The organism is Dickeya sp. ws52 (assembly GCF_007210685.1).
In the GTDB taxonomy this organism is placed as follows: Bacteria; Pseudomonadota; Gammaproteobacteria; order Enterobacterales; family Enterobacteriaceae; genus Dickeya; species Dickeya chrysanthemi.
The window spans coordinates 49236-74311 of sequence record NZ_SZVX01000022.1 but is presented as its reverse complement, the minus strand read 5'-3'; the positions used below and the strand labels follow the sequence as shown (position 1 = coordinate 74311).

General features: G+C 53.5%; 25 protein-coding genes and 1 riboswitch. Of the genes, 12 read left to right on the top strand and 13 right to left on the bottom strand.

The genetic code is table 11. From position 1 onward, the window contains the following. Positions 1-3 precede the first annotated feature (3 nt). The gene (minE, locus tag FDP13_RS18475; RefSeq protein WP_012769712.1) at positions 4-297 is read left to right on the top strand and encodes a cell division topological specificity factor MinE; all 294 of its coding nucleotides are present in this window, start codon (positions 4-6) and stop codon (positions 295-297) included. A gap of 74 nt (positions 298-371) precedes the next feature. Here the strand turns inward: minE and rnd are convergent, their stop codons facing one another. The 5 genes from rnd to FDP13_RS18450 all read right to left on the bottom strand — a co-directional run bounded on the left by rnd (position 372) and on the right by FDP13_RS18450 (position 7159). Further along, positions 372-1493 (bottom strand): ribonuclease D, encoded by a 1122-nt coding sequence (gene rnd / locus FDP13_RS18470; protein ID WP_012769711.1) that lies wholly within the window; start codon positions 1491-1493, stop codon positions 372-374. Positions 1494-1684: 191 nt separating this feature from the next. Further along, positions 1685-3355 (bottom strand): long-chain-fatty-acid--CoA ligase FadD, encoded by a 1671-nt coding sequence (gene fadD, locus FDP13_RS18465; RefSeq protein ID WP_143840090.1) that lies wholly within the window; start codon positions 3353-3355, stop codon positions 1685-1687. Positions 3356-3572: 217 nt separating this feature from the next. Then, complete coding sequence (locus tag FDP13_RS18460; RefSeq protein ID WP_143840089.1) at positions 3573-4202, bottom strand: Slp family lipoprotein; 630 nt, start codon at positions 4200-4202, stop codon at positions 3573-3575. A gap of 270 nt (positions 4203-4472) precedes the next feature. Next, entirely contained in the window at positions 4473-5174 is a 702-nt protein-coding gene (tsaB, locus tag FDP13_RS18455; protein ID WP_012769708.1) for a tRNA (adenosine(37)-N6)-threonylcarbamoyltransferase complex dimerization subunit type 1 TsaB, read from the bottom strand. Between the two features lie 65 nt (positions 5175-5239). Further along, positions 5240-7159: an ATP-dependent DNA helicase gene (locus tag FDP13_RS18450; protein WP_143840096.1), complete on the bottom strand. Its 1920-nt coding sequence runs from the start codon at positions 7157-7159 to the stop codon at positions 5240-5242. A gap of 202 nt (positions 7160-7361) precedes the next feature. Between FDP13_RS18450 and FDP13_RS18445 the strand changes: the two genes are divergently transcribed. Continuing rightward, a complete protein-coding gene (locus FDP13_RS18445) occupies positions 7362-7709 on the top strand; it encodes a RidA family protein (protein ID WP_143840088.1) in 348 nt (115 codons plus the stop codon). An 84-nt stretch (positions 7710-7793) separates the two neighbouring features. Here the strand turns inward: FDP13_RS18445 and FDP13_RS18440 are convergent, their stop codons facing one another. Continuing rightward, positions 7794-8126, bottom strand: coding sequence for a hypothetical protein (locus FDP13_RS18440; protein WP_143840087.1), 333 nt, complete (start codon positions 8124-8126; stop codon positions 7794-7796). A 260-nt stretch (positions 8127-8386) separates the two neighbouring features. Next, positions 8387-8572, bottom strand: a complete 186-nt coding sequence (locus FDP13_RS18435) for a YoaH family protein (RefSeq protein WP_143840095.1) — start codon at positions 8570-8572, stop codon at positions 8387-8389. 153 nt (positions 8573-8725) lie between these two features. Between FDP13_RS18435 and pabB the strand changes: the two genes are divergently transcribed. The 3 genes from pabB (at position 8726) to FDP13_RS18420 (ending at position 12347) form a co-directional block, all read left to right on the top strand. Continuing rightward, positions 8726-10096, top strand: a complete 1371-nt coding sequence (gene pabB, locus FDP13_RS18430; protein ID WP_143840086.1) for an aminodeoxychorismate synthase component 1 — start codon at positions 8726-8728, stop codon at positions 10094-10096. A 15-nt stretch (positions 10097-10111) separates the two neighbouring features. Further along, complete coding sequence (locus FDP13_RS18425; protein WP_027711971.1) at positions 10112-10765, top strand: CoA pyrophosphatase; 654 nt, start codon at positions 10112-10114, stop codon at positions 10763-10765. 220 nt (positions 10766-10985) lie between these two features. Further along, positions 10986-12347 carry an L-serine ammonia-lyase gene (locus FDP13_RS18420; protein WP_012769702.1) on the top strand — a complete coding sequence of 454 codons (1362 nt, stop codon included), beginning with the start codon at positions 10986-10988 and terminating at the stop codon, positions 12345-12347. A 198-nt stretch (positions 12348-12545) separates the two neighbouring features. Here the strand turns inward: FDP13_RS18420 and FDP13_RS18415 are convergent, their stop codons facing one another. After that, a complete protein-coding gene (locus FDP13_RS18415; RefSeq protein WP_143840085.1) occupies positions 12546-14099 on the bottom strand; it encodes a TerC family protein in 1554 nt (517 codons plus the stop codon). A 595-nt stretch (positions 14100-14694) separates the two neighbouring features. Here FDP13_RS18415 and manX point away from each other — a divergent pair. From manX to mntP, 5 genes are all read left to right on the top strand, one after another. Then, positions 14695-15651 (top strand): PTS mannose transporter subunit IIAB, encoded by a 957-nt coding sequence (gene manX, locus FDP13_RS18410; protein WP_143840084.1) that lies wholly within the window; start codon positions 14695-14697, stop codon positions 15649-15651. Between the two features lie 69 nt (positions 15652-15720). Beyond that, positions 15721-16518 (top strand): PTS mannose/fructose/sorbose transporter subunit IIC, encoded by a 798-nt coding sequence (locus tag FDP13_RS18405; protein WP_012769699.1) that lies wholly within the window; start codon positions 15721-15723, stop codon positions 16516-16518. A 14-nt stretch (positions 16519-16532) separates the two neighbouring features. Continuing rightward, on the top strand, positions 16533-17369 hold the full coding sequence (locus FDP13_RS18400) for a PTS mannose transporter subunit IID (protein WP_012769698.1): 837 nt from the start codon (positions 16533-16535) through the stop codon (positions 17367-17369). 109 nt (positions 17370-17478) lie between these two features. After that, positions 17479-17937, top strand: coding sequence for a DUF986 family protein (locus FDP13_RS18395; RefSeq protein ID WP_012769697.1), 459 nt, complete (start codon positions 17479-17481; stop codon positions 17935-17937). A 196-nt stretch (positions 17938-18133) separates the two neighbouring features. Then, a riboswitch (yybP-ykoY riboswitch) is annotated at positions 18134-18317 on the top strand. Positions 18318-18323: 6 nt separating this feature from the next. Beyond that, positions 18324-18896, top strand: a complete 573-nt coding sequence (gene mntP / locus FDP13_RS18390; RefSeq protein ID WP_012769696.1) for a manganese efflux pump MntP — start codon at positions 18324-18326, stop codon at positions 18894-18896. 243 nt (positions 18897-19139) lie between these two features. On the opposite strand, the gene rlmA is transcribed toward mntP, so the two are convergent. From rlmA to FDP13_RS18375, 3 genes are all read right to left on the bottom strand, one after another. Beyond that, positions 19140-19952: a 23S rRNA (guanine(745)-N(1))-methyltransferase gene (gene rlmA, locus FDP13_RS18385; RefSeq protein WP_143840094.1), complete on the bottom strand. Its 813-nt coding sequence runs from the start codon at positions 19950-19952 to the stop codon at positions 19140-19142. Between the two features lie 81 nt (positions 19953-20033). Beyond that, positions 20034-20243: a transcription antiterminator/RNA stability regulator CspE gene (gene cspE, locus FDP13_RS18380; RefSeq protein WP_012769694.1), complete on the bottom strand. Its 210-nt coding sequence runs from the start codon at positions 20241-20243 to the stop codon at positions 20034-20036. A 39-nt stretch (positions 20244-20282) separates the two neighbouring features. After that, positions 20283-20399, bottom strand: coding sequence for a DUF2627 domain-containing protein (locus FDP13_RS18375; RefSeq protein ID WP_071526204.1), 117 nt, complete (start codon positions 20397-20399; stop codon positions 20283-20285). Positions 20400-21780: 1381 nt separating this feature from the next. Between FDP13_RS18375 and FDP13_RS18370 the strand changes: the two genes are divergently transcribed. Further along, positions 21781-22638: a fructosamine kinase family protein gene (locus FDP13_RS18370; RefSeq protein WP_143840083.1), complete on the top strand. Its 858-nt coding sequence runs from the start codon at positions 21781-21783 to the stop codon at positions 22636-22638. A gap of 48 nt (positions 22639-22686) precedes the next feature. Here FDP13_RS18370 and FDP13_RS18365 read toward each other — a convergent pair whose 3' ends face one another. Both FDP13_RS18365 and FDP13_RS18360 read right to left on the bottom strand, forming a co-directional pair. Further along, entirely contained in the window at positions 22687-23235 is a 549-nt protein-coding gene (locus tag FDP13_RS18365; protein WP_012769691.1) for a YniB family protein, read from the bottom strand. A 232-nt stretch (positions 23236-23467) separates the two neighbouring features. Further along, positions 23468-23800, bottom strand: a complete 333-nt coding sequence (locus FDP13_RS18360) for a cupin domain-containing protein (RefSeq protein WP_012769690.1) — start codon at positions 23798-23800, stop codon at positions 23468-23470. Between the two features lie 321 nt (positions 23801-24121). Here FDP13_RS18360 and kduI point away from each other — a divergent pair, with 321 nt between their 5' ends. After that, on the top strand, positions 24122-24958 hold the full coding sequence (gene kduI / locus FDP13_RS18355) for a 5-dehydro-4-deoxy-D-glucuronate isomerase (RefSeq protein WP_027711963.1): 837 nt from the start codon (positions 24122-24124) through the stop codon (positions 24956-24958). Positions 24959-25076 lie beyond the last annotated feature (118 nt).

The window sequence follows — 25076 nt, the reverse complement described above, 5'->3', positions numbered from 1 at the left end:
ATCATGGCGTTACTTGATTTCTTTTTGTCCCGCAAAAAAACGACAGCCAATATCGCCAAGGAGCGGCTACAGATTATTGTCGCGGAGCGACGCCGTGGGGATAGCGAACCGCACTACCTGCCGCAACTCAAGCGCGATATTCTGGAAGTCATCTGTAAATACGTGCAGATTGACCCGGAAATGGTCACGGTACAGTTGGAACAAAAAGGCGACGACATTTCCGTGCTGGAGCTCAACGTGACGCTACCGGAAGCCGACGAACCTACGCCGCCGCCCGTCACGCCTGCCGAAAAATAATCACGTTTTTCTCAGGAAACGGTTTCAGTTGCCGCCTTTGTCTACAAGAGGTCTGCAAGGGCGGCAAGCCGACGTCAATAATCCGCCAGAATCGTTTTCAAGCCAGGCCCGAACAAACGCCCACGCCACCCGGAGATCATTTCGGGTTCGCATTCCGTCACGACCAATTTCCAGTGCCAGTTCAGCAAGCGGTTAATTTGCCGCCGGGATGCCAACAGCTCGGCCGACAAACCGCTCTGTTCCGCACTCTGCTGCACCAACGCTTTGATATCGCGAAACGCTTTCTTATAGCCGGGATAATCGATCAAATTGACCACCGCCGGCGGGTAATCCGCTTCGCTTAACGACGCGCTTTCCGCCACCAGCGCCAGCAACGTCTTACCGTGATAACGAATTTCCGGCCCGCTCAGTCCTAGCGAATCAAGCTCCCCAAGTGAACCCGGCAGGCAACGGGCGACCTGCCACAGGTTCTCTTCACGGACAATAAAATTGACGGCGCTATCGCGCTCACGCGCTTTGCGCAAACGCCATGCCGCCAGTTTTTGCAAACAAGCCAGATGGCGCCCTCTCAATTGCCAGGCATTACCGATCTCCCGATACGCCATCTCCGGCGCCAACACCTCCTGACGGCGCTGACACAATAACCGGCACTCGTCCAGCGCCGCATCCAGCCAACCCGCGGCGCGCGTCTCTGCGACCAACGTTCTGGCTACCGGCAGCAGGTAAAACACATCCGCGGCCGCGTACTGACATTGCTTTTCGCTCAGCGGACGCGCCAGCCAGTCGGTACGGGATTCACTTTTATCCAGCGCCACTTGCCGGTAGTCCGCCACCAACGCAGCAAAACCATAAGACAGCGGCTTGCCCAGAAATGCCGCCAGAATCTGGCTATCGATGAAAGGCGACGGCAGGCAACCAAACGCGTTCAGAAAAACTTCTAAATCTTCACTGCCGGCATGAAGAAATTTGGTGATTTGCGGATTCTGCAACAACGCGCGAAACGGTGCCCAATCGCGGATCGCCAGCGGGTCTATCAACGACAGATTGTCACCGTCATACAACTGAATCAGCCCCAGTTGCGGGTAATAGGTACGAGTACGGACAAATTCGGTGTCCAGCGCTACCTCGGAAACCGCGCACGCCTGCGCGCACACCGCTGATAATCCTTCATCGGTAGTAATCAACTGATAATTCAAAACGGTATTCTCTTGGTTGTGCTCCGCATCATCTCAAGCGGGGCATAAAACATATTCATGGCGGACCATCACCACCACGTGGGTTAACCGGTCCATCAGCGCAGGCAATAGCTTACGCGAAACGTGGTGTTGTCCTGTGGTGCTCAGCACGGCGGCCCCACCATACCCGTCATGCCCCCGACAGGCAACCATCAGGCGGCTGACTGCTCATTGCGCAGCTCACGTCGGAGAATTTTCCCCACGTTAGATTTCGGTAATTCACGGCGAAACTCAAACAATCGCGGCACCTTGTATCCGGTAAGATTGCGCCGGCAATGGCTGATCAGTTCCTCCTCCGTCAGCGATGGGTCGCGGCATACCACGAACACTTTCACCGCCTCCCCCGAGGTTTCACTGGGCACACCGACCGCCGCCGCCTCAGACACTTTCGGATGCCGAACGACCACTTCCTCGATCTCATTGGGATACACATTAAAACCGGACACCAGAATCATGTCTTTTTTGCGGTCGACGATTTTCAGGAACCCCTGCTCATTGGCCGTGACAATGTCACCGGTCGCCAGCCAGCCCTCTTTCAGCACGTCATACGTCGCGGCGGGTTGCTGCCAGTAACCGGACATCACCTGCGGGCCGCGCACCCATAACTCACCGGGTTCACCGGGCGCCGCATCCTTACCGTCATCATCGATGATACGGACATCAGTGGATGGCACCGGCAAGCCGATATTACCGCTATAATGCTGTAAATCATACGGATTGCCGGCCACCAGCGGCGCGCTTTCCGTCAAGCCGTAGCCTTCCAGCAAGTGGATGCCCGTCAGCTTTTCCCACCGTTCAGCCACCACCTGCTGTACCGATGCCCCGCCGCCCACCGACAACCGCAGTGTGGAGAAATCCAGCCGGCTAAACGCATCATTGTTCAACAAGGCATTAAACAGCGTATTTACTCCGGTAATCGCGGTAAATGGGTAGTGCGACAGCTCCTTGATCATACCGGGAATATCACGCGGGTTGGTAATCAGCAGGTTTTTGCCGCCAAGCTCGACAAACAGCAGGCAGTTCACCGTTAACGCAAAAATGTGATAGAGCGGCAGCGCGGTGACCACCAGTTCCTGGCCCTCTTGCAGTACCGGGCCATAGGCCGCTTTAGCCTGCATCAGATTGGCCTGCATGTTCCGGTGAGTCAGCATGGCGCCCTTGGCGATACCGGTCGTGCCGCCGGTATATTGCAGAAAAGCCAGATCCTGATTGCTGACCTCCGGCTTCACATACGGCATACGCTTGCCTTGCTGCAACACATGGCGAAATGAAATGGCATCCGGCAGGTGATACTTCGGCACCAAACGCTTAACGTACTTCACCACGAAGTTGACCAGCGTCGCCTTGGCCGGCGCCAGTTGATCCCCCATACGGGTCAGGATCACATGTTTTACCGGGGTGTTGTACACCACTTTTTCCAGCGTATGGGCAAAATTAGACACGATGACAATGGCCGAGGCACCGCAATCTTTTAGCTGGTGCTCCAGCTCGCGCGGCGTATACAGCGGATTAACATTCACCACCACCAACCCGGCCCGCAAGACGCCGAACAACGCTATCGGATACTGCAACAGGTTCGGCATCATCAACGCAACGCGCTCACCCTTTTTCAGTTTCAACTGATGCTGCAAGTACGCCGCAAAAGCGCGGCTGCGTTCTTCCAACCGTCGGAAGGTCATGACCTCGCCCATATTGATGAAAGCCGGCTGGTCGGCATAACGTTCCACCGCATGTTCAAACAACTCGATTAGCGAAGCGTAGCGATCCGGGTCAATTTCCGCGGGGACATCCGCCGGATAACGCGCTAACCAGATTTTTTCCAAAACGTCACTCCCGAGATATTTTTTAAGTGGCATCATTGATCCCAACCCGAGTGATCTTTAACAACATTTTAACGCATATTAACAACAGTGAGATTCACAATGCTCAGGTTGAGAAGATGATCACTTATTTCAATTTGTTGCCATCTACTGCAAAAAAATGAGGCGACCCTCGCCGCCTCTGTTCACTGCCAACGCATCGTCAAACGGATGACGTCGGTTACTCGGTAACCACGGACTCCACCTGCACAGGTGCATATCCATCATTCCAGCCGGGGCCCCAACCAGGCCCCCAGGCGTGACGATAGCGGCGATCCCACCAGGGGTCATAAGCCCGCGGCGGCAGTACGACCTGCTGTACGACACGCCAACGTTTATAGCCTTGAACATTCACGACCACAAACGTGTATGGCCGTTCACCAATTTTACCTTTCTCGCTGCCGCTAATCGGACCGACCACCGTAATCAGCTGACTTTTAAACTCCAGCGGCTCCAGAAAGCGATTAACGTAGGCCACCAGCCGCCCTTCGGAAGGCTCGTCCAGCCGGGGGCGGCCTGCGCCATCCAGTGGTAATGCGACAATCTCCAGCCGGGTACGATCCGCCTCGTTGCGAATATCGGCAATCCGCCCGCCAAAACGTGACTCTTGCCCGGTATAGAGATTGGGCGCATTCATCACCCGGATAAGATCCATCTGCGGTGTTGCCGAGGTGCCGCGGATTTCATCCGGCACGGTGACGCAGCCGGACAACAGACTCAAGCCGATCAATAACAGACCGTACCACCCCCCTCGACGCCGCCATGGAGTTTGCTGCTTCGAGGTTTGATTTCCGAAAGATTGGATTGTCATCACATACACCCTGCTTACCGTCGTCAATGTATGACAGATACCTGAATTATACCCGTCATACGTCAAGTTGCAGATGCGTTGGCTGCCCTCGCTCACCACAGTCACTTACTTGAGTAAGCGCCTGGGGATTCACTCGGTTGCCGCGTTACAAGGCTCTAATGAGCCTTGCCCTAAAGGGCCAACGCGTTGCGTTGTTCAAAACGCAGCGCGTTTTGTCCTGCAACTCGAATTATTTTGGGTATAGACTGTAGCTGATGCGATAAGTTGCTGTTATTCGCGGCCGGGTAATTTTTTCCACGCTACCGTATTGCGCAGATAACGGGGTTCAGCCTGATCTGGGCTCACCGCCCCGCCCGATGCCCACAACTGCCGGGCCAGCGGCAACATATCCTGCGCCTGCGGCAACAGCGTATCGGTGTGATTCAGGACAAGGCCGGGCTGGTCGATCAGGTCCGGGTAGGTTTGCCAGCCGGTTCCCGCCGTCACCCAGTCGCCGCTCAGCGATGCAGCCAGTGACTGCACCTGAACCGGCGCCAGTACGGCTTCGGTCATCTCGCCTTGCCAGTTCCCCTGCGGGTCGCGCTCATAGCTTGCCCAGTAGACTTCGCCCATACGGGCATCAATGGCGGTTAGCACCCGGCCGACACCACGTTGACGCCAGGCGCCTTGCGCCAGCGTTGCCAGCGTCGATACGCCAAGCATCGGCAAATCCGCGCCGAGCGCCAACCCTTGCGCGATGCCGATGCCGATACGCACACCGGTGAAGCTGCCCGGCCCACGTCCGAATGCCAACGCATCGAGTTGATTGAGCGTAATGCCGTGATCGGCCAGCAACTGCTGCACCATCGGCAATATCCGCTGGGTATGTTCGCGAGGGCAAACCTCAAACAAGGAATGAACGTCACCATCATTCCAAAGTGCAACGGAACAGGCTTCCGTTGCGGTATCAAGCGCTAAAATTCGCGTAGACATGCCAACCTCGGGCAGGGAGAGAATATTTCAACGGCGCGCATCATAACAGCCGGTGCCGGTAAGCGTCACGGTTTGCGCGTCAGAAAATCAATGGCGTGCTGCAAATCCCGCGTTCTTGGCGCAGGCGGCAAGCTGGAGAGAAACACCTCGCCATAGGGTCTTGTCACCAGACGATTGTCGCAGATCACCAGTACGCCGCGATCCGTCACATCGCGAATCAACCGGCCGACACCCTGCTTCAAGGTAATCACCGCATCGGGCAATTGCACCTCATCGAATGGCTCGCCACCGCGCACCCGGCAATCTTCCATACGCGCTTTCAGCAACGGATCGTCTGGTGAGGTAAACGGTAGTTTGTCGATAATCACGCACGATAACGCATCACCGCGCACATCGACGCCTTCCCAGAAACTGCCGGTCGCCACCAGCAGCGCGTTCCCCGCCGCCAAAAACTGCGCCAGCAACTGTGGCTTACTGGTTTCCCCCTGCACCAACACCGGCAACGTCAACGAGGCACGAAACTCGATGGCCAAATCACGCATCATCTGGTGCGACGTACACAACATGAAGCAGCGCCCCTGATTAGCTTCGATCAGCGGCCGCAACAGGCGTGCCAGTTGTCTGGCCGCGCCGGGCCGGTTGGTTTCGGGCAGATAGCGCGGCACGCACAGCAGCGCCTGACGTGCATAATCAAATGGGCTTGGCAGCAGCAATATTCGGGCCTGATCCAACCCCAACCGTTCGATAAAATGCGTGAGCCGATCATTGACCGACAACGTCGCCGAGGTAAAAACCCAGCAAGCCGGCTTCTCTTTCATCACCTCACGAAAACGGTCCGCGACCGATAGCGGCGTCAACGCCAGCACAAAATGACGCGAGGTGCACTCATACCAGTAACTGTAGCCGGGTTGCTGCACATCCCGCAGCCGTTTCAACCGCGCCCGGTAGAGGGTCGCGCGTTCAAACGCCGCATCCAGCAACGCAGAGCGCCCCAGCGACAGCTTAGCGACATCACAGCACAGCTCCAGCGCGTCATCCAGCAGCGTCAGCGAGCGTTGCAGCATGTTATCAGTGACAATGTCACGTAAATTACCGCGAAACCCAGGGTCACCCAGCGCCAGCCGAAAATCCTGAGTGCTCTGGCTCAGACGATCGGCGCTTTTCTGCAGTTGGCTGGCATCCCGCACTTCGGTGCGATAAGCAATCACGATATCTTTAGCGAGATCCAGCAGTTGGCGGCTGGAGAGCTGCTGGCCAAAGTACTGGCTGGCGATATCCGGAATCTGGTGGGCTTCGTCAAACACCACGACATCACTGTCGGGGATTAACTCGGCGAACCCACTCTCCTTAACCACCATATCCGCCAGATAAAGATGATGGTTCACCACCACTACGTCGGCATCCATCGCTCTTCGGCGCGCCTTCACGACAAAGCACGCTTTGTAGTTCGGGCAGTCGCTGCCAAGACAGTTATCGTTGGTGCTGGTCACCAGCGGCCATACCGCGCTGTCTTCAGCCACATCGCCACACTGGCTGATGTCGCCGTCTTCGGTTTCGACAGACCAGCCACGCAAGCGAACCAGTTCACGCAGCACGTCGCGGCCAAGATCGCCCCCCGCCAGCGATTGCTGTTCCAGTCGCTCGATGCAAAGATAATTGGCGCGTCCTTTCAGCAAGGCCAGTTTACCCTGAAAATTCAGTGCCTTGGCCACAGTCGGCAAATCGCGGCTGTACAGCTGATCCTGCAATGCACGTGAACCGGTGGAAATGGTCACTTTTTTGCCGCAGCGTAGCGCCGGCGCCAGATAGGCATAGGTTTTCCCGGTGCCGGTGCCCGCCTCTACCACCAACGGTTTTTGCGCATCAATCGCCGCCAGCACGGCCGCGGCCATTTGGCGTTGTGGTTCACGCGGCTGAAAGCCCTCAATCGCCTGAGCCAATACGCCATCCGTTGCGAAATCGTCGATTGCGCTGTCTGCCGTCACGCTGTCTCTCTTGTCTGACAATGCCGTCACCCCGCTTCGGCCTCACTAAGGCGGCTGATTATGCCAAGCCTGCACGCACGACACCACCTCGGCTGATGCCGCCCACCGATCACGAATCTCGTATTTATGAGGAACTGTGCTAGTCTCTGCGTCTTTAACGCCTGTTCCGAACGGGCGCAGACTGCAACGAGGAGCCCGATTCATGTCCATTACCCGCATCAACCCCGACGCACGCTGGTCCGACGCCGTGATTTACAACAACACGCTGTACTACACCAGTGTGCCGGAAAATCTGGATGCCGATGCCCAGGCCCAAACCGAAAACGCGCTCGCGTCGCTGGATGCCATCCTGCAACAGGCGGGGGCCGATAAAAGCCGTCTGCTGGACGTGACCATTTTTCTGGCCGACAAAGCCGATTTCGCGGCCATGAACGCCGCCTGGGATGCCTGGGTGGTAGCGGGTAGCGCGCCGGTGCGTTGTACCGTGGAAGCCAAACTGATGAACCCGAAATTCAAGGTAGAAATCAAGGCGATCGCCGCCGTCGGCTGATCGAACCTGTTTTTCGCCCCACATACACACGTATATGGGGCAAAACGGTTACATAAACCTCATCATGCTTATGATCTACGACTATTAGTGGTTGGCTATGTAGCAGGCATTACGCAGAGCAGAATCAACTTGATCAGATAAACTGATTGCCTGTGAAGAGCTAATAACGTCAATATTAACTGAATCCCAAACACGCTTATGTAATACGGAGCGAACAGCATCAATTTTGTTAACAGCGCAGCCCCCCATAACGACGTGAAAATTTACATCACTCATCAAAGAGTGTTGTAAATCAATACCAGCTTTATACTGCCGTGCTTGTCGCTTCTCCTGTTGATGATCCATAAACATCACAACAGCAACCAGAACAACTATTAGAACAACTATTAGAACAACTATATTTTTTGTTGATATCATGACAAATATCTTTATCTCACTTTGACGGGGGCAACTTACTGATGGCATGAGCTAATAATTTGCAGCATGTGTTCAATCCCCCGCACAGAGTACTACCCGGCAGTCAGCGTGTTTACACAGTGTACTAAAAAACCACAGGAAACACCCTACCGAGGAGAATTCTCGGTAACAAGGTGCCATGTGTCAAAATAAAAAGTAATGTCATATTGGGGTCAGTTCAGTATTGAAAATTATGAAAAGTCACTCCGCGTTTCATCATGCTACTCTTCATTTTCTTCGTCCTCAAAACGCGCCACCACCCGCGCCCCCTGATGATTTTGGCGCAGCTCTTCGGCTACCTGTGCAATGGCCTGGCCGCTGCTCATGCCGTCCTCCATCAACTGTTGTATTCTTTCTACTGCCTGTTGCTGCTGCTCATGGCTCAGCGCCGGGATACCTGCAAACATCATTCTTCTCCTGAAAACCTTTTTATGCCGACTGCGCCCGCGATCCGCCGCAGTTTATGGTACGCTTGCAACGCCGTAATGTATGCCGCCGGTTCAACGCCCGGCTGCCGGTAAGACCGACACCCAACATCGAGAGACCATACCCATACCGCTATGCCGACACCGATAGTCTACCACGCTCTCCCGTATCAACCGGATGTGCTGTTACGTCTTTTTAGCGCAATATCGCACCAGCCCTGGGCGATGTTGCTTCATTCCGGGTTCGCCGACCATCTTCACAATCGGTTTGATATTCTGGTGGCGGAACCGCGCCTGACCTTGCAAACCGTCGGTTCGTTAACCACACTCCAGCACGGCGAGAGCAGCGAGACCACCACAGCAGACCCGTTCCTGTTATTGCAACAGCAGATTGATGCGCTGGCGCTGGATGTACATCCGCACCCGGATTACCCGTTTCAGGGGGGCGCGCTGGGCCTGTTTGGTTACGATCTGGGGCGCCGAGTGGAACAGGTGCCGTCCATCGCCGCTCGGGATATCGACCTGCCCGACATGGCGGTCGGCATTTACGACTGGGCGTTGATTGCCGACCATCACCAACAGCGCCTGACCCTCGTGTGCTACGGCGATATCACGACCCGACTGGCATGGTTAAACCGCCTCTCACCCATCGAACCGGGTGCGTTTTGCCTGACCAGCGACTGGCAGGCCAATATGAGTCGTGCGCAGTATGGCGAGAAGTTCCGCCGAATTCAGGATTATCTTCATGCTGGCGACTGTTATCAGGTCAATCTGACGCAACGTTTTCAAGCCACGTATCACGGCGACGAATGGCAGGCGTTTCTGACGCTCTCCGCCAGCAACCGGGCGCCATTTTCCGCTTTCCTGCGTTTACCGCACAGCGCTGTGCTCAGCATTTCTCCGGAGCGTTTTCTGTGGCTGCGCGATAACCAGATTCAGACCCGGCCGATAAAAGGTACGCTGCCGCGGCTGTCGGATGCCGACGACGATGCCCGGCAGGCGCAGCGACTGGCTGCTTCCGAGAAAGATCGCGCCGAGAACCTGATGATCGTCGACCTGCTGCGTAACGATATCGGCCGGGTGGCGGTGCCGGGCAGCGTCACGGTTCCTGAGTTGTTTGTCGTCGAGCCGTTTCCGGCGGTGCATCATCTGGTCAGTACTATCGAAGCGCAATTACCCGCGCAACAGCACGCCACGGATCTGCTGCGCGCCTGTTTCCCCGGCGGCTCGATTACCGGCGCCCCCAAAGTGCGGGCGATGGCGATCATCGAAGAACTGGAGCCGCATCGTCGCAACGCGTATTGCGGCAGCATCGGCTATCTCAGCGTCTGCGGCACCATGGATACCAACATTACCATCCGTACGTTGATCGCCGCCGAGGGTAAACTTTCCTGCTGGGCCGGCGGCGGAATTGTGGCCGACAGCGAAGAACAGGCGGAATACCAGGAAACATTCGACAAGATTGGCCGCATTCTGCCGTTATTAACGGTATCGACCACGAATTGAACAGGGTTGAACAACATGACCGATACCACGCTGTTGCCTCTCCCGCTCCACACGGACGCCTACCCTCCTTATGATCTGAACGCGTTTATTACCCGCTTTCAGTTGCAAATGGCGCCGGCGCTGCCTGCCACACACCACCAGCGGCGGGCCGCCGTACTCATCCCGATTATTCGCCGCCCTGACCCGTCTCTGCTGCTGACGCGCCGCTCGCCGCATCTGCGCAAGCACGCCGGACAGGTGGCGTTTCCCGGCGGCGCGGCGGACCCGGAAGACCTATCGCTCATCGCCACTGCATTGCGTGAAGCGCAGGAAGAAGTCGCGATCCCGCCGGCATCGGTTCAGATTTTAGGCACACTGCCCGCTTTCGATAGTTCCAGCGGTTATCAGGTTACCCCGGTGGTCGGCCTGCTGCCGGAAAATACGCCTTTTCACCCCAATGCGGACGAAGTCGCAGAGCTATTTGAAATGCCGTTGCGCGATGCTTTTACCCTTCAGCGTTACCATTCACTGGATATCAAACACCACCATCAGCGCCACCGCGTCTATCTTTCCTGGTATCAGCAGCAACTGGTATGGGGGTTGACCGCCGCCATCATCCGCCAGTTGGCGTTGCATGTGGCGATGCCGGAACCGGTTTACCCGCCCCACCGGACATCGTTTCTGCCATAAGTTATTTTTCGACATAACATAACTTTATTTCATGTGAAAAGCCGAATATGACAGCATACTCTTCACTACAATAGCGCGATCTATCGAGTTTTATTCTGGAGCGTGGGCATACCTCCGTCATCGCACCGGATAACCGGTGATAGGGCAAACGGTGACAGGGCAAACGGTGTTCCCCGCTCCCGGTCATAGTAACAGGCAGCGCCCTCAAAGGAGTTTCATCGTGATAAGCGTATTCGACATGTTCAAAATCGGCATCGGCCCTTCCAGCTCTCATACGGTAGGACCGATGAAAGCCGGTAAGCAATTTGTCGATGAACTGCAACAGCGAGAGTTGCTGTCCCGCACTGAGCGGGTGACGGTGGAGGTCTACGGCTCTCTCGCCCTGACCGGCAAAGGCCACCATACCGATATCGCGATCATTCTCGGACTGGCGGGCAATCAACCGGACACGGTGGATATCGACGCCATCCCGGCGTTTATTCGAAAAGTAGAGCAAACCGAACGGCTCCCGTTGGCAGGCACGCATGACGTTGCGTTTCCCCGCGAAGGCGGCATGATCTTCCGCGGCGAAAATCTACCGCTACACGAAAACGGCATGACGCTGACGGCATTGGCCGCCGATGTTCCGCTGTTTCGCCAAACCTATTATTCAATCGGCGGCGGGTTTATCGTCGATGAAGCGCATTTTGGTCAATCTCAGGAATCCACCTTCACCGTGCCGCATCCTTACCGTTCTGCACGGGAAATCCTGGAGCACTGCAAACAAAGCGGCCTGTCGATTTCCGGCATGGTGATGCGCAATGAGTTAGCGTTGCATAGCCGTCAGGAGATTGAAGAGTATTTCGCCGCCGTCTGGCAAACCATGCGTGCCTGTATGGATCGCGGTATGAATACCGAGGGCGTTCTGCCGGGCCCGCTGCGTGTACCGCGCCGCGCCGCCGCGCTTCGCCGTATGCTGGTCTCCTCGGATAAACTCTCGAATGACCCGATGAACGTGGTGGACTGGGTTAACATGTTCGCGCTGGCGGTCAACGAGGAAAACGCCGCCGGTGGACGCGTGGTCACCGCGCCGACCAACGGTGCCTGCGGCATCGTGCCTGCCGTACTGGCCTACTATGACCACTTTATCGAGCCGGTCGGCCCCGGCATTTATCTGCGTTATTTCATGGCGGCTGGCGCTATCGGTTCACTGTATAAAATGAACGCCTCCATCTCCGGCGCAGAGGTCGGCTGTCAGGGCGAAGTCGGCGTAGCCTGTTCAATGGCGGCGGCCGGTCTGGCTGAATTGTTGGGCGCGAGCCCGGAGCAAGTCTGCGTGGCCGCTGAAATCGGCATGGAGCATAATCTGGGCCTGACCTGCGACCCGGTTGCCGGGCAAGTACAGGTGCCGTGCATCGAGCGTAACGCCATCGCCGCCGTCAAAGCCATCAACGCCACCCGCATGGCGGTAAGACGTACGACGGAGGCCCGTGTGTCGCTCGACAAGGTGATTGAAACGATGTACGAAACCGGGAAAGACATGAACGCGAAATACCGCGAAACCTCCCGCGGTGGTTTGGCCATCAAGGTACAGTGCGACTGAATCGGTATACAACCAGTAGACACCGCGCTGAGTTTTAGCGCGATTGGGTGCTTATTGACCCAACAGTCCGGCGAAAAGATAAAAAAACGCGTCTCGGGTTCGCGTCGATGTGATGGGGCTGGCGGCATGGCTTGACTCGCCATCCCATCGGGTTCTTGCTCTGGTGCCCGCCGGCTAAGACGGGCACCAGAGATAACGTTACACGCTATCTTCTACCGTCGGTTCTGCAACCCGAACCACGCGAACCAGTTCAATACGATAGTCCGTCGCTTCGACGATCAGAAAACGTAACCGCTGTAACTCCAGTTGGTCCCCTATTTTCGGGAATTCGTCACTGTGAGCCAGCAGCAGCCCGGCCAGCGACGTATAATCCTCTTTCGGGTCGACCAAGTCCTGCACATTGAGCACCTGCTGCAACGAATGCAGATCGGTCCCGCCCCTGACCAACCAGCCATCACCGTCTTCGATGATATCCAGCGTTTCGTCCTCATCTGGGAATTCGCCGGCGATCGCTTCCAGAATATCCAACGGCGTGACCAATCCCTGCACTACACCGAATTCATTGGTAATCATCACCAGGCTGCCTTTCGCCCGGCGCAGTACCGGCAACAGATTGATGACATCCAGCGTTTCCGGCACCACGATCGGCAGGTTGGCGGCCGCGAACTGCTCCACATCGGTGTGTTCGTCCAGCGCGACCAGCAAATCTTTAGCTCGCACCACGCCGACCAGCTCATCCAGTGAACCGCGGCACACCGGGAACAGACTGTGAGGCGTATCCAGCAATTGCAAACGAATGTCGTCCACGGAACGTTCGCAATCCACCCAGGAAATGTCGGTTCGCGGCGTCATGACGCTGCGCAAAGAACGGGAAGCCAGCGTCAGCACGCCGCTGATCATATAGCGTTCCTCTTCGGCAAAGGTTTCTTCCGGCTGCGGCTGCGGCTGCTCTTCCTGATCGTCATGCGCGGTTTTCCGCGACCCCATCAGGCGCAAAATCGCTTCGGCGGTACGCTCGCGCATCGGCCGGTGCGACTGATGTTTGATGAAGTTGTGCCGGGCTATCTGGTTAAACAGTTCGATGACAATCGAGAAGCCGATCGCCGCATACAGATAACCTTTCGGAATATGGAAACCAAACCCTTCCGCCACCAGGCTTAAGCCAATCATCAGCAGGAAGCTGAGGCAAAGTACGACTACCGTCGGATGCGCATTCACAAACCGGGTTAACGGCTTGGATGCCAGCAACATTACGGCCATCGCAATCACCACGGCGGTCATCATCACGCCCAGATGGTTGACCATCCCTACGGCGGTAATCACGGCATCAAGCGAGAACACGGCATCCAGAATAACAATCTGTACCACCACCGCCCAGAAATTGGCGTGCGCGCGATTGCCATTCGCGTCATGCGGGCGGTTTTCCAGCCGTTCATGCAGTTCCATCGTGGCTTTGAACAACAAGAACACACCACCGGCCAGCAGGATCAAATCCCGCCCGGAGAAACTAAACTGCCCGACGGAAAATAGTGGTCGCGTTAGCGTGACCATCCATGAAATCAGCGACAACAGGCCAAGGCGCATCAACAGCGCCAGCGATAAGCCGATGATACGCGCCTTATCTCGCTGTTTGGCCGGCAACTTATCCGCCAGAATGGCGATGAACACCAGGTTGTCGATACCCAAAACAATCTCGAGTACCACCAACGTCAGTAAGCCTGCCCAGATTGAGGGATCCAGCAAAAATTCCATGTCAGACTCCGGAAAATGAACGAGCAAACGACATCAATGCCGTGGCATTGCGCTGCGAAAGCAAAAGTGAAAGGTCAGTACAACGCTGAGTGTGGCCCGAACGGCCTATTGGGTAAAGAACACCGCCGGCCAGCGCCGGGGTAAAAGAGATGAATCGTCGGTGACAGTCCATAGGAAGGGCGCTTGCCCGTAACTCCTCTGTAATTAAAAGGAATGTAACTTTAGCAGAGTTAATACCATTTTTCACAACGATTTTCGGTTACTTCGCGAAGTAGCTCGCATTCAACGGTGATACAAACATCTATGCCGCCATTCTGCCGCTGATTATCGACCGGTATCACATAATTTATTTATTCGACCCCTAAAATAAATCCTGCCGTTATCCGGCAAGCCTGAATCGATTCATAACCCGGCATGACGAGTGCCAGACGCGTTTTTTACTTCATGCCCCGTAAGAAATCAGGTGAGAAACCAAGCAAGAAATAGTATTGCAGCCATACTGAATATCGCTCACGGATAAATGTGACGAATTTATCCGGATTATCAGACAGATTTCACTCTCAACAAAACGGTGATTCATGAAAGGAGGGAGCAAGTGAGTATTGCCATCATGCTATGCACTCACGGCGCCACTGCCGGTCCGCTGTTAAACACAGCTGAAATGATTCTTGGTGAACAGAGTAATGTGGGTTGGATCGATTTTGTTCCCGGCGAAAACGCCGAGATCCTGATGGAAAAATATCAGGCGAAACTGGCCGAACTGGACACATCTGCAGGTGTACTTTTTCTGGTAGACACTTGGGGAGGAAGTCCATTCAATGCCGCTAGCCGTCTGGTAAATGACAAGAAAAATCACGACGTGATCGCCGGGGTCAATATTCCTATGCTGGCTGAAACATTTATGGCCCGCGACGACAACCCTGCATTCGACGAACTGGTCGCGATCGCCGTGGAGGCCGGCCGGGCCGGCGTCAAAGCGTTGAAAGCGCATGAACCGGAAAAAATCGCGCAGACGGCTCCCGTCAGCGCCAAACCGGTTGCGCCGCCGGGAGCCGGCGGACACATGAAAATTGGGTTGGCGCGCATCGACGACCGACTGATCCATGGGCAGGTCGCCACCCGTTGGACCAAAGAAACCAACGTCAGTCGCATTATCGTCGTCAGTGATGAAGTCGCCGCGGATAACGTACGTAAAACGCTGCTGACACAGGTGGCTCCGCCCGGCGTTACGGCGCATGTGGTCGATGTCGCCAAAGCCGTCAGGGTGTATGACAACCCGAAATACGCGTCTGATCGCGTCATGCTGTTGTTTACCAATCCGACGGACGTGCTGCGGTTGGTAGAAAGCGGCGTCAAGATTACCTCGGTCAACATCGGTGGTATGGCGTATCGGCAAGGCAAAACCCAGGTCAATAATGCCGTTTCGATTGACGACAAGGATATCGACGCGTTCAACAAGCTCCACGCACGTGGCATTGAGCTGGAAGTACGCAAAGTATCGACCGATAGCAAAATCAATATGATGGATTTGATCACCAAGGCGGCGCGTTAGTTCACCCGAACCAACGGACCATGTAACGACGTCATTTACTCGGATTACTATTCTCACAGGAGAAGTACCATGGAGATCACCACGTTTCAAATCGTGCTGATATTTATCGTGGCCTGTATTTCAGGTATGGGTTCCATTCTCGACGAGTTTCAGTTCCACCGCCCTCTGGTGGCGTGTACCCTCATCGGGTTGGTACTGGGCGACCTCAAAACCGGGATCATCATCGGCGGTACGCTGGAAATGATAGCGCTAGGCTGGATGAACATCGGTGCCGCCGTAGCGCCCGATGCAGCGCTGGCTTCTATTATTTCCACCATTCTGGTTATCGCCGGTGGGCAGAGCGTCGGTGCCGGGATAGCCCTGGCGATTCCACTCGCCGCCGCCGGCCAGGTATTGACCATTATCGTTCGTACCATCACCGTTGCTTTCCAACATGCAGCGGATAGTGCGGCTGAACGCGGCAATCTTTCCGCCATCAGTTGGATTCATGTCTCCGCGCTGCTGCTGCAAGCCATGCGCATCGCCATTCCGGCGGTGATTGTTGCGGTCTCGGTCGGAACCGAGGCGGTACACAGTCTGCTTTCCTCTATCCCCGAGGTGGTTACCACCGGTCTGAACATCGCCGGCGGCATGATTGTGGTCGTCGGTTACGCGATGGTCATCAACATGATGCGTGCCGGTTACCTGATGCCGTTTTTCTATTTGGGTTTCGTCACCGCCGCCTTTACCAATTTCAATCTGGTCGCACTGGGAGTCATCGGTGTTGTTATGGCCGTGCTGTATATCCAGCTCAGCCCTAAATACAACAAAGCCCAGGGTATGGCGGCTGCATCGTCAAATAACGATCTTGATAATGAACTGGATTAACAGGAGAGCAAACCATGGTGGATACCACAAAGAAACTGACCCCCGGCGATATTCGCGCCGTATTCCTACGCTCAAACCTGTTCCAGGGATCGTGGAACTTTGAACGGATGCAAGCGCTGGGATTCTGCTTTTCCATGGTGCCGGTGATCCGTCGCCTCTACCCGGAAAATTCGGAAGAGCGGAAACAGGCGATCAAACGTCATCTCGAGTTTTTTAATACGCAGCCGTTTGTTGCCGCACCGGTACTTGGCGTAACGATGGCCATGGAAGAACAGCGGGCCAACGGCGCGCCGATCGACGATGGGGCGATCAACGGTCTGAAAGTCGGGCTGATGGGGCCGCTGGCCGGCGTTGGCGACCCCATCTTTTGGGGAACCGCTCGTCCGGTCTTCGCCGCACTCGGTGCAGGCATCGCCATGAGCGGCAGCCTGCTTGGGCCCATCCTGTTTTTCGTGCTGTTTAATCTGGTGCGTTTGCTGGTGCGTTACTACGGCGTGGCTTACGGTTACCGTAAAGGCGCGGATATCGTAAGCGATATGGGCGGCGGTTTGCTGCAAAAAATGACCGAAGGCGCCTCAATTCTGGGGTTATTCGTCATGGGGGCGCTGGTCAACAAATGGACCCACGTTAATATCCCGCTGGTCGTTTCGCGCGTAACCGGGCAGGATGGGCATACGACAGTCACGACGGTGCAGTCTATCCTTGACCAACTGATGCCTGGGTTGGTGCCGCTGTTGCTGACATTTGGCTGTATGTGGTTGCTGCGTCGCAAGGTGAATGCGCTCTGGCTGATCGTCGGCTTTTTTGTTATCGGCATCATCGGCTATTGGATTGGGCTGTTGGGGCTCTAATGCGTCTGGCCGGGGCGACCCGGCCATTTCATATGCCGGATACCGGCTCCGTTTTCACCACCCTAACCCATTTTCATTTCTTGTTTTCACGCCGCCACCGGAGTTGCTCATGACTTTCACCGACGTCGTTCTGATGATCTCTATCGCCCTGTCCCTGCTGTATGCCATTTACGACGAATTCATCATGGACCGACAACACGGTCAAACCCGGCTTAAGGTGTTATTGCGTCGCCGCCATCGCCTGGACGCACTGATTTTCATCGTGCTGGTCGTGATACTCATTTATAAAAATGTCATCACACATGGCTCACACCTCACCACAATGCTGCTTTTCTCGCTAATAATGATGGCGATATATCTGAGCATGATTCGCTACCCAAAATTACTCTTTAAAGATCAGGGGTTCTTTTATGCCAATACGTATATTCTTTATCCACGTATTCGAAGTATGAATTTATCGGAAGACGGTATTCTGGTCATCGCACTTGAAAAAAGACGGCTCCTGATTACAGTCAATGAATTGGATGACCTGGAAAAAATATATCAATTTATGATTGAAAATCAATAATATGAAATTACCACGAATACTGAACGAATATCACACCTCTTTCCCAGACAAAATATGGTGGTATTTTAACCGCATAATTAATGATGTAATTCCAGCCAATTGTTTTTAATTTATTAAAGATGAAAATAATTATCAATATCACTCTTAAACCATATATTATTTCTTGTTGTTTATTGCAGGAATAATATGGTATTGTTGCGCCGTCCTTGGGGAGTAGCTGATTCCTGACATCTGAAATTCAGGAATGCTCGTATCAACATACTCGTTCTTCACTGAACGTGGTACGAGCGGCCAGACTGGCAAGCGAGACCATAGACACGTGATCTGCCATCTGGTTGGGGGTGGGTTGCGTGGATATGGAGAACCGCCCAGCCGAGGCTATGTATATGAATTTATCTGCTACTCTTATTCTTGCTTTTGGCATGTCCATGGACGCGTTCGCCGCGTCTATTGGTAAAGGTGCCGCCCTGCATAATCCCCGTTTTCGCGAAGCCATACGTACCGGCTTGATTTTCGGTCTAATCGAAGCATTAACGCCATTAATCGGCTGGGCATTGGGATTTTATGCCAGCCGCTTCATTCTCGCCTGGGACCACTGGGTAGCCTTCACCCTGTTGCTGATCTTAGGTGGCCGGATGATTATCGAAGGTGTGAAAGGCGAAGATAGCTGCAATTGTGAAAAAATATCCAGGCACGGTCTGTTCATTCTGGTCTGTACCGCCGTTGCCACCAGTCTGGATGCCATGGCGATTGGCGTCGGGTTGGCATTCCTGCAGGTCAATATCTTCCACACGGCGATGGTGATTGGTTGCGCCACCATGATTATGGTAACCATAGGCATGATGATTGGCCGCTATGTCGGCCCGATTCTTGGCAAACGGGCGGAAATTCTCGGTGGTGTGGTACTGATCGGTATCGGCTGCAATATTCTTTATGAACACCTGCTCGATCTTGCCTGACTATTCGATCTCAACTCACTCATAGTGTATACCCCAAATAATTCGAGTTGCAGGACAACACACTCGGGTGTTGAACAACGCAAAGCGTTGGCCCGTCAGGGCAAGGCTCATTGAGCCTTGTAACGCGGCGAGCTGCGGCCCTGAAAGGGCGAGGCCCAAGAATGGGCCGAGTAATAAAGCCAACGCACCTGCAACGTGGAGTATGACGGGTATAAACGGGCAGTCGCTCTGCCCGTATCTGCTTTAATCTTCTCGCCGATGAAAGCGAATCAGAAAATCCGTTTCGCATTCAAACTGCGATTCAGCCATCAACCCATCACTCACTTCCGGGGTTGCCCGCCAGGCAAATGGCGTCATTTGCAACAGGCTGGCGGCATCCGCGCCTGTCATCGACATGCGGTACTGTAAACGCTCGGCGGTTTCCAGCACAAATCCCGGCAAGACTTCGTCTATCTCAGGATGGGGCCTGACATCCTGGTATACCCGCGCTTTAAGCGACAACAGATGATTAGGCCCCGGCGACACGGTCATGACGCCCCCTCCCGGCCGAATAACCCGCGCCAGTTCCTCACCATTGCAGGGAGCATAGATTTTTAATACTGCCGCTAGAGAACGATCCTGGAAAGGGAGTCGTTGACTGGAAGCCACACAAAACATGACTTGAGTATAGCGCCTGGCTGCGCGCTGAATTGCCGCTTTGGAGACATCCAGCCCATAAACCGGCATCCCATCAGGGGCGAGTGTATCTGCCAACGCAGCGGTGTAATAACCTTCGCCACAGCCAATATCCAACAACGCGCCCGGCTGTTTTCGCAATACCCGCGCCAATTGCTCTGATACCCGATCCCGTAGCGGCTGATAATGCCCATTATCCAGAAACGTCCGGCGGGCTTGCATCATTTCAGCGCTATCCCCTGGTTGTCTGGAGCGTTTAAACTGCACCGGCAGTAAATTGACATACCCTTCCCGCGCGCAGTCAAAATGATGACGTCCACAGGACCAACGGCCAGACTCGGCATTCAGGGGCTGATGGCATAAGGGACATTGATAAGGCACTGACGATTTTTGCATAGCACTCTTGATGATGAAAAAAGCAAAAAACCCGCACTAGGCGGGTTTTATGGCATGAGCTGAAAATTACAGCGCAACAACATTCACTGCTGAAGGGCCTTTCTGGCCATCCTGAATTTCAAACTCAACATTCTGGCCTTCGGCCAATGTTTTAAAGCCGTTGCCCTGAATTGCAGAGAAGTGTACGAACACATCTTTGCTGCCATCAGCCGGAGTAATGAAACCGAAGCCTTTAGACTCGTTGAACCACTTAACCTGACCTTTAATCTTTGCCATTTTAAAGTTTCCTTTAATAATTTAAACCGCACTAAGGCGTTATACAGAAAAACCAGAGTCGTTACTGCTTGAGGCACTAAAATAAGGATCGGCAGAGAAGTGGTATTCAACGCTAACGTTTGTACTCAAGACTTCTTTACTGAAAATGCCATTCATATACAGAACTGTACCTCGTTTTACCCAGATGCGTTATTACATACTATGTAATCATTGGCAAGCCATTTTTTACCAGTGGTGGACATGTCGCACAAATTAGAGCCGCTAATGTATCTTTAATATCCATTCAACCCTGTCTCAGGATATTGACGCCTCAGCGTATTCTCTACACCACATCCAACCATTTGATTATGTGCACGGTATTTCAATTACGCAAGCAGGCATGACCGACTTATTGCCAACCCTTGCTATCATAACAAAATAATATTACTCATCAATCACAGTATGCCTTGGCTGTCCAGCTGCTGTTTACCAGAAATGTGATTGAAGCTTTATTTTTTACGTTTTAACAAAAAGAAAAACCTTTATGCACAAGGTGATACACATCGTTTATTTCAAATCGTGACTATCCACTAACTCAATAATAATGAAACATAGCAAATATGTATCGAATATAAGTTGATAAGCAAAGAAACAGTATGCAGCTTAATGCTGCGGCAAAAGAGCAAGCGACATCACCCAGGCGGCAATAAAACCATCCTATCCGCGATATCACGCCTCGCCATCACCGCTTACATTGCGAGTATTTAGTATAATAATGACATTATTTTTACAAAAAAATGATTTATGAATGGCGACTCACCGTTTTATTCCGGGGTTATTTCTTTTTTTAGCCGTTAAAAAAATGGCTATACCCAAAATAATTCGAGTTGCAGGACAAAACGTGCTGCGTTTTGAACAACGCAACGCGTTGGCCCTTTAGGGCAAGGCTCATTAGAGCCTTGTAACGCGGCAAGAGAGTGAATACCGATGAGCTTACTCAGGTAAGTGATTCGGGTGAACGACAAATCTGCCGGGAGCAGATTTGAACGCAGCTTGCTGCGGCCCTAAAAGGGCGAGGCCCAAGGATGGGCCGAGTAATAAAGCCAACACACCTGCAACCTGAAGTATGACGGGGATATACCCGGCCAGTTCTATATAATCGGAATTCATCCGCCATGATCACATTTTTGTTCTAACAAAAAATTAATCTGAAACCTGCTGACATACCTATTAGGAATAACAAACATCCGGAGATATCAAATTTAACATTATGACCGCCGTTCCTGTGGAATCATTCCCATTTATTGATCTCCATCGTGACAACCCTGGCTGAGCGCGTTATTGTAGTCTTGTCGCCACATTCCATTACGCCATATCGGCGGGTTCGTGTTTTTTGAGCGACACCAACAAATGATGACCGTCATGATAACGGTAACCCATTTTTCCTTCATTTCAGGTGGCTATTAATAACGCTGCCAGCTGTGTGCCAGATTCAGTTTTTACACTGTATAAATCGCTAACGTAATGAGATATCGGCAACATCAACGGGAGGTGACCTATGTGGCAGACGGTTGAGCAACTGCTGAAAGAACATCTTGGCCCCGGTGATATTCTGGATCGTCGGGAATTACCCGGTGGTGAAGTACATTCCGCCTGGTATCTACGGTACGGTCAGTATGATGTCTTCGTAAAATGCGATGCCCGTGAACTCCTCACCAAATTTCGTGCGGAGGCCGAACAGTTGGAGCTACTGACGCGGAGTAAAACTGTAAAAGTACCAGCGGTTTATGGTGTCGGCAGTAATCGCGATTACAGTTTTCTGTTGCTGGAATATCTCTCGGCCAAACCGGTTTCCGCCCACGATGCGTGGTGCCTTGGGCAACAACTGGCACAATTGCATCAATGGAGCGACCAACCTCAGTTTGGGCTCGATTTCGATAATGACCTGTCTACAACGCCGCAACCCAACGCCTGGCAACGCCGCTGGTCCAGCTTTTTTGCAGAACAGCGTATTGGCTGGCAACTGCAACTGGCCGCCGAGAAAGGGCTGCACTTTGGTGATATCGACACCCTGATATCCCAGGCAGAAAAACGACTTTCCGGCCATCAACCCCAACCCTCGTTGCTGCATGGCGACCTATGGTCCAATAATTGCCTGAATACCGAGCGGGGTTATTACCTGTTTGACCCAGCCTGCTACTGGGGCGACCGGGAATGCGATTTGGCGATGTTACCGCTGCATGTCGAATTACCGCCGCAAATTTATGATGGTTACCAGAGCGTCTGGCCGCTGGAAAAGGATTTTGTTGAACGCCAGCCGATCTATCAGATTTACTATCTGCTTAACCGGGCTAATTTGTTTGGCGGTAAACATGTGGTTACGGCGCAACACGCCATAGAAAATCAGTTGCTATGAATGCTGAATGGCGCTCAAACACCGGGGCAATACACAGCCCCGGCAGGCTCAGCCCAGAATACCGACAACTTTCAGCGTCAGGTAACCAATCACAGCCACGACAACCGGCAGGATATAGAGCGGGAAAAACTGTAACAGAATAGAGTGACGAGGCAGTTCCAGACGTGACTCCAGCTCTTCGCGGGTTTTGCCTTCATCACCTTTGACTCTCTCCAGAATCAGTTGGTCTTCCAGCCCTTCACGAATATGTTTCACCTGGCGAGACAAACGGGACCCGGACACCTGTAGCGCCAAGCCAACAAACATCAACATATAGATAAACCAGAACATAACGGTAGCCGGTGACGACAGCCGACCAAAATCAGGCACCGGTGAGTTGTACCAAAACATGTTCAAAAACGGCGTATTGAAACGCAACACTTCCACCACCAGATGCAAAAAGTCCTGCATCACGCCATTGATCCCCTGCTTCTTCTCGGTAAACGCGTGAATGAGATTAGCCAACGAAATCATGGTCGAGAATAAAGCAGGAAGAAAGACGACCCACCCCGTAATACGCTTAATGACGGCAAAAAGGCCGGCCTGTTGATACGTCATGTGTTCCCCTTTTGCGTGACGCCACGCCCAGCACCACGGTGAGCAAAAATGTAGACCGATGAAACCCGTTAGCAGGGTACTTCAGGTTTTAACAGAGTCAACGTTTTCTTTGCCGCGCCGGCCGCTACCGGCAATCGGCGGCACTCAGCGCCAAACCAATAAACATCAGAACACAGACAGGTATAGAAGCAAGGGTCGGCAGCATGGCCGACGCCTTGTTAAATAGAAGGATTCAGAGGAAGTCGGCGCGTTTTGGCGAGAAGGTATCGATCAGCACGCTACCTTCTTCCAGCGACACCACGCCGTGCATTTCATTCTTCACGGCCATATAGGCATCGCCGGTTTTCAGAATACGTTTTTCACCTTCGATCACCACCTCGAAGCTACCAGCCGCGACATAGGCTATCTGATCATGGATATCATGCTTGTGCGGCGTACCGATGGCGCCTTTGGCGAAATGGACGCATACCATCATCAGCTCATCGCTCCAGGTGATGATTTTACGTTTAATACCACCGCCCAGCTCTTCCCACGGCGTTTCGTCGTCAATAAAGTACCTTCTCATGGTTTCTCCTTAAAGTAGTACTGCGCGTCACCCCTATGTGAACAGGGTAACACAAAAGGTTAATGGCGATATTCTAGTAACATCGGCATCAGATGAAACATAAAATAAGCAAAACCATGACGCCTCTCAAGAAATAAATAAAACATTATTTCATTTTTATTGAATTCACATCTCAACCACACTATCATCGCGCCATAACACGAAAGAACCGGGCAAAAAAGGTTCAGGTGACGTTGTCACTGCCACGCAAGGTGACCTGTTCCGCCCGGCGCTTTCCTGTCAGGCCATAGCCTGATGTCTATCTGAAAGCGAGGAGCAACCATGCAAGTCCGTCAGAGCATCCACAGTGACCATGCCCGCCAGCTTGATACCGCTGGCCTGCGGCGCGAGTTTCTGATCGAGCGTATTTTTGATGTAGACGCCTGCACCATGACTTATAGCCACATTGACCGAATCATCGTAGGCGGCGTCATGCCCGTCCATCAAACGGTGACTATCGGCGAAGATGTGGGGAAACAACTGGGCGTCGATTATTTTCTTGAGCGCCGTGAACTGGGCGCAATCAATATCGGCGGCGGCGGCGTAGTCAGCGTCGATGGCGAGCGTTATGAAATCGGTCACGAAGAGGCTATTTATATTGGCAAAGGTGCGCGGGACATCCGCTTCACCAGCGTAGATCCTTCCGCTCCAGCCCGTTTTTACTATAACAGCGCGCCGGCGCACACCACTTATCCGACACGCAAGATTACTGCTGCCGACGCCTCTCCCCAAACCATCGGGGATGACGCGACCAGCAATCGCCGTACCATTAATAAATATATCGTTCCGGATGTGTTGCCAACCTGCCAGCTCACGATGGGCCTGACCAAACTGGCGGAAGGCAGCCTCTGGAATACCATGCCGTGCCATACCCATGAACGCCGCATGGAAGTGTATTTCTATTTTGATATGGATGAGGAAACGGCGGTGTTTCATATGATGGGACAACCACAAGAAACCCGTCATATTTTGGTGCACAACGAGCAGGCGGTGATTTCACCGAGCTGGTCAATTCATTCTGGTGTAGGCACTAAGCGTTACACCTTTATCTGGGGTATGGTTGGCGAGAATCAGGTTTTCTCAGACATGGATCACGTCAAAGTTAGCGAGTTGCGCTAACGAATTACCCACCAGATTTCATGTTGCAGGACAGCGGTAAATAAGCGCTCCCCTACTTCATCGTAGGGGGCGAAAAACCAGCAACCTGAGATATGACGGGTATAACCGGTATTTCCCT

Excerpts from the sequence above, each read along its gene's own strand:
- cspE (WP_012769694.1), bottom strand. The coding sequence starts at position 20,243 with ATGGCAAAGATTAAAGGTCAGGTTAAGTGGTTCAACGAGTCTAAAGGC.
- mntP (WP_012769696.1), top strand. The coding sequence starts at position 18,324 with ATGAATTTATCTGCTACTCTTATTCTTGCTTTTGGCATGTCCATGGAC.
- minE (WP_012769712.1), top strand. The coding sequence starts at position 4 with ATGGCGTTACTTGATTTCTTTTTGTCCCGCAAAAAAACGACAGCCAAT.
- FDP13_RS18405 (WP_012769699.1), top strand. The coding sequence starts at position 15,721 with ATGGAGATCACCACGTTTCAAATCGTGCTGATATTTATCGTGGCCTGT.
- FDP13_RS18395 (WP_012769697.1), top strand. The coding sequence starts at position 17,479 with ATGACTTTCACCGACGTCGTTCTGATGATCTCTATCGCCCTGTCCCTG.
- FDP13_RS18435 (WP_143840095.1), bottom strand. The coding sequence starts at position 8,572 with ATGTTTGCAGGTATCCCGGCGCTGAGCCATGAGCAGCAGCAACAGGCA.
- FDP13_RS18360 (WP_012769690.1), bottom strand. The coding sequence starts at position 23,800 with ATGAGAAGGTACTTTATTGACGACGAAACGCCGTGGGAAGAGCTGGGC.
- FDP13_RS18375 (WP_071526204.1), bottom strand. The coding sequence starts at position 20,399 with ATGAATGGCATTTTCAGTAAAGAAGTCTTGAGTACAAACGTTAGCGTT.
- FDP13_RS18400 (WP_012769698.1), top strand. The coding sequence starts at position 16,533 with ATGGTGGATACCACAAAGAAACTGACCCCCGGCGATATTCGCGCCGTA.
- FDP13_RS18425 (WP_027711971.1), top strand. The coding sequence starts at position 10,112 with ATGACCGATACCACGCTGTTGCCTCTCCCGCTCCACACGGACGCCTAC.
- FDP13_RS18365 (WP_012769691.1), bottom strand. The coding sequence starts at position 23,235 with ATGACGTATCAACAGGCCGGCCTTTTTGCCGTCATTAAGCGTATTACG.
- FDP13_RS18445 (WP_143840088.1), top strand. The coding sequence starts at position 7,362 with ATGTCCATTACCCGCATCAACCCCGACGCACGCTGGTCCGACGCCGTG.
- FDP13_RS18370 (WP_143840083.1), top strand. The coding sequence starts at position 21,781 with ATGTGGCAGACGGTTGAGCAACTGCTGAAAGAACATCTTGGCCCCGGT.
- FDP13_RS18440 (WP_143840087.1), bottom strand. The coding sequence starts at position 8,126 with ATGATATCAACAAAAAATATAGTTGTTCTAATAGTTGTTCTAATAGTT.
- FDP13_RS18415 (WP_143840085.1), bottom strand. The coding sequence starts at position 14,099 with ATGGAATTTTTGCTGGATCCCTCAATCTGGGCAGGCTTACTGACGTTG.
- FDP13_RS18460 (WP_143840089.1), bottom strand. The coding sequence starts at position 4,202 with ATGACAATCCAATCTTTCGGAAATCAAACCTCGAAGCAGCAAACTCCA.
- tsaB (WP_012769708.1), bottom strand. The coding sequence starts at position 5,174 with ATGTCTACGCGAATTTTAGCGCTTGATACCGCAACGGAAGCCTGTTCC.
- kduI (WP_027711963.1), top strand. The coding sequence starts at position 24,122 with ATGCAAGTCCGTCAGAGCATCCACAGTGACCATGCCCGCCAGCTTGAT.
- pabB (WP_143840086.1), top strand. The coding sequence starts at position 8,726 with ATGCCGACACCGATAGTCTACCACGCTCTCCCGTATCAACCGGATGTG.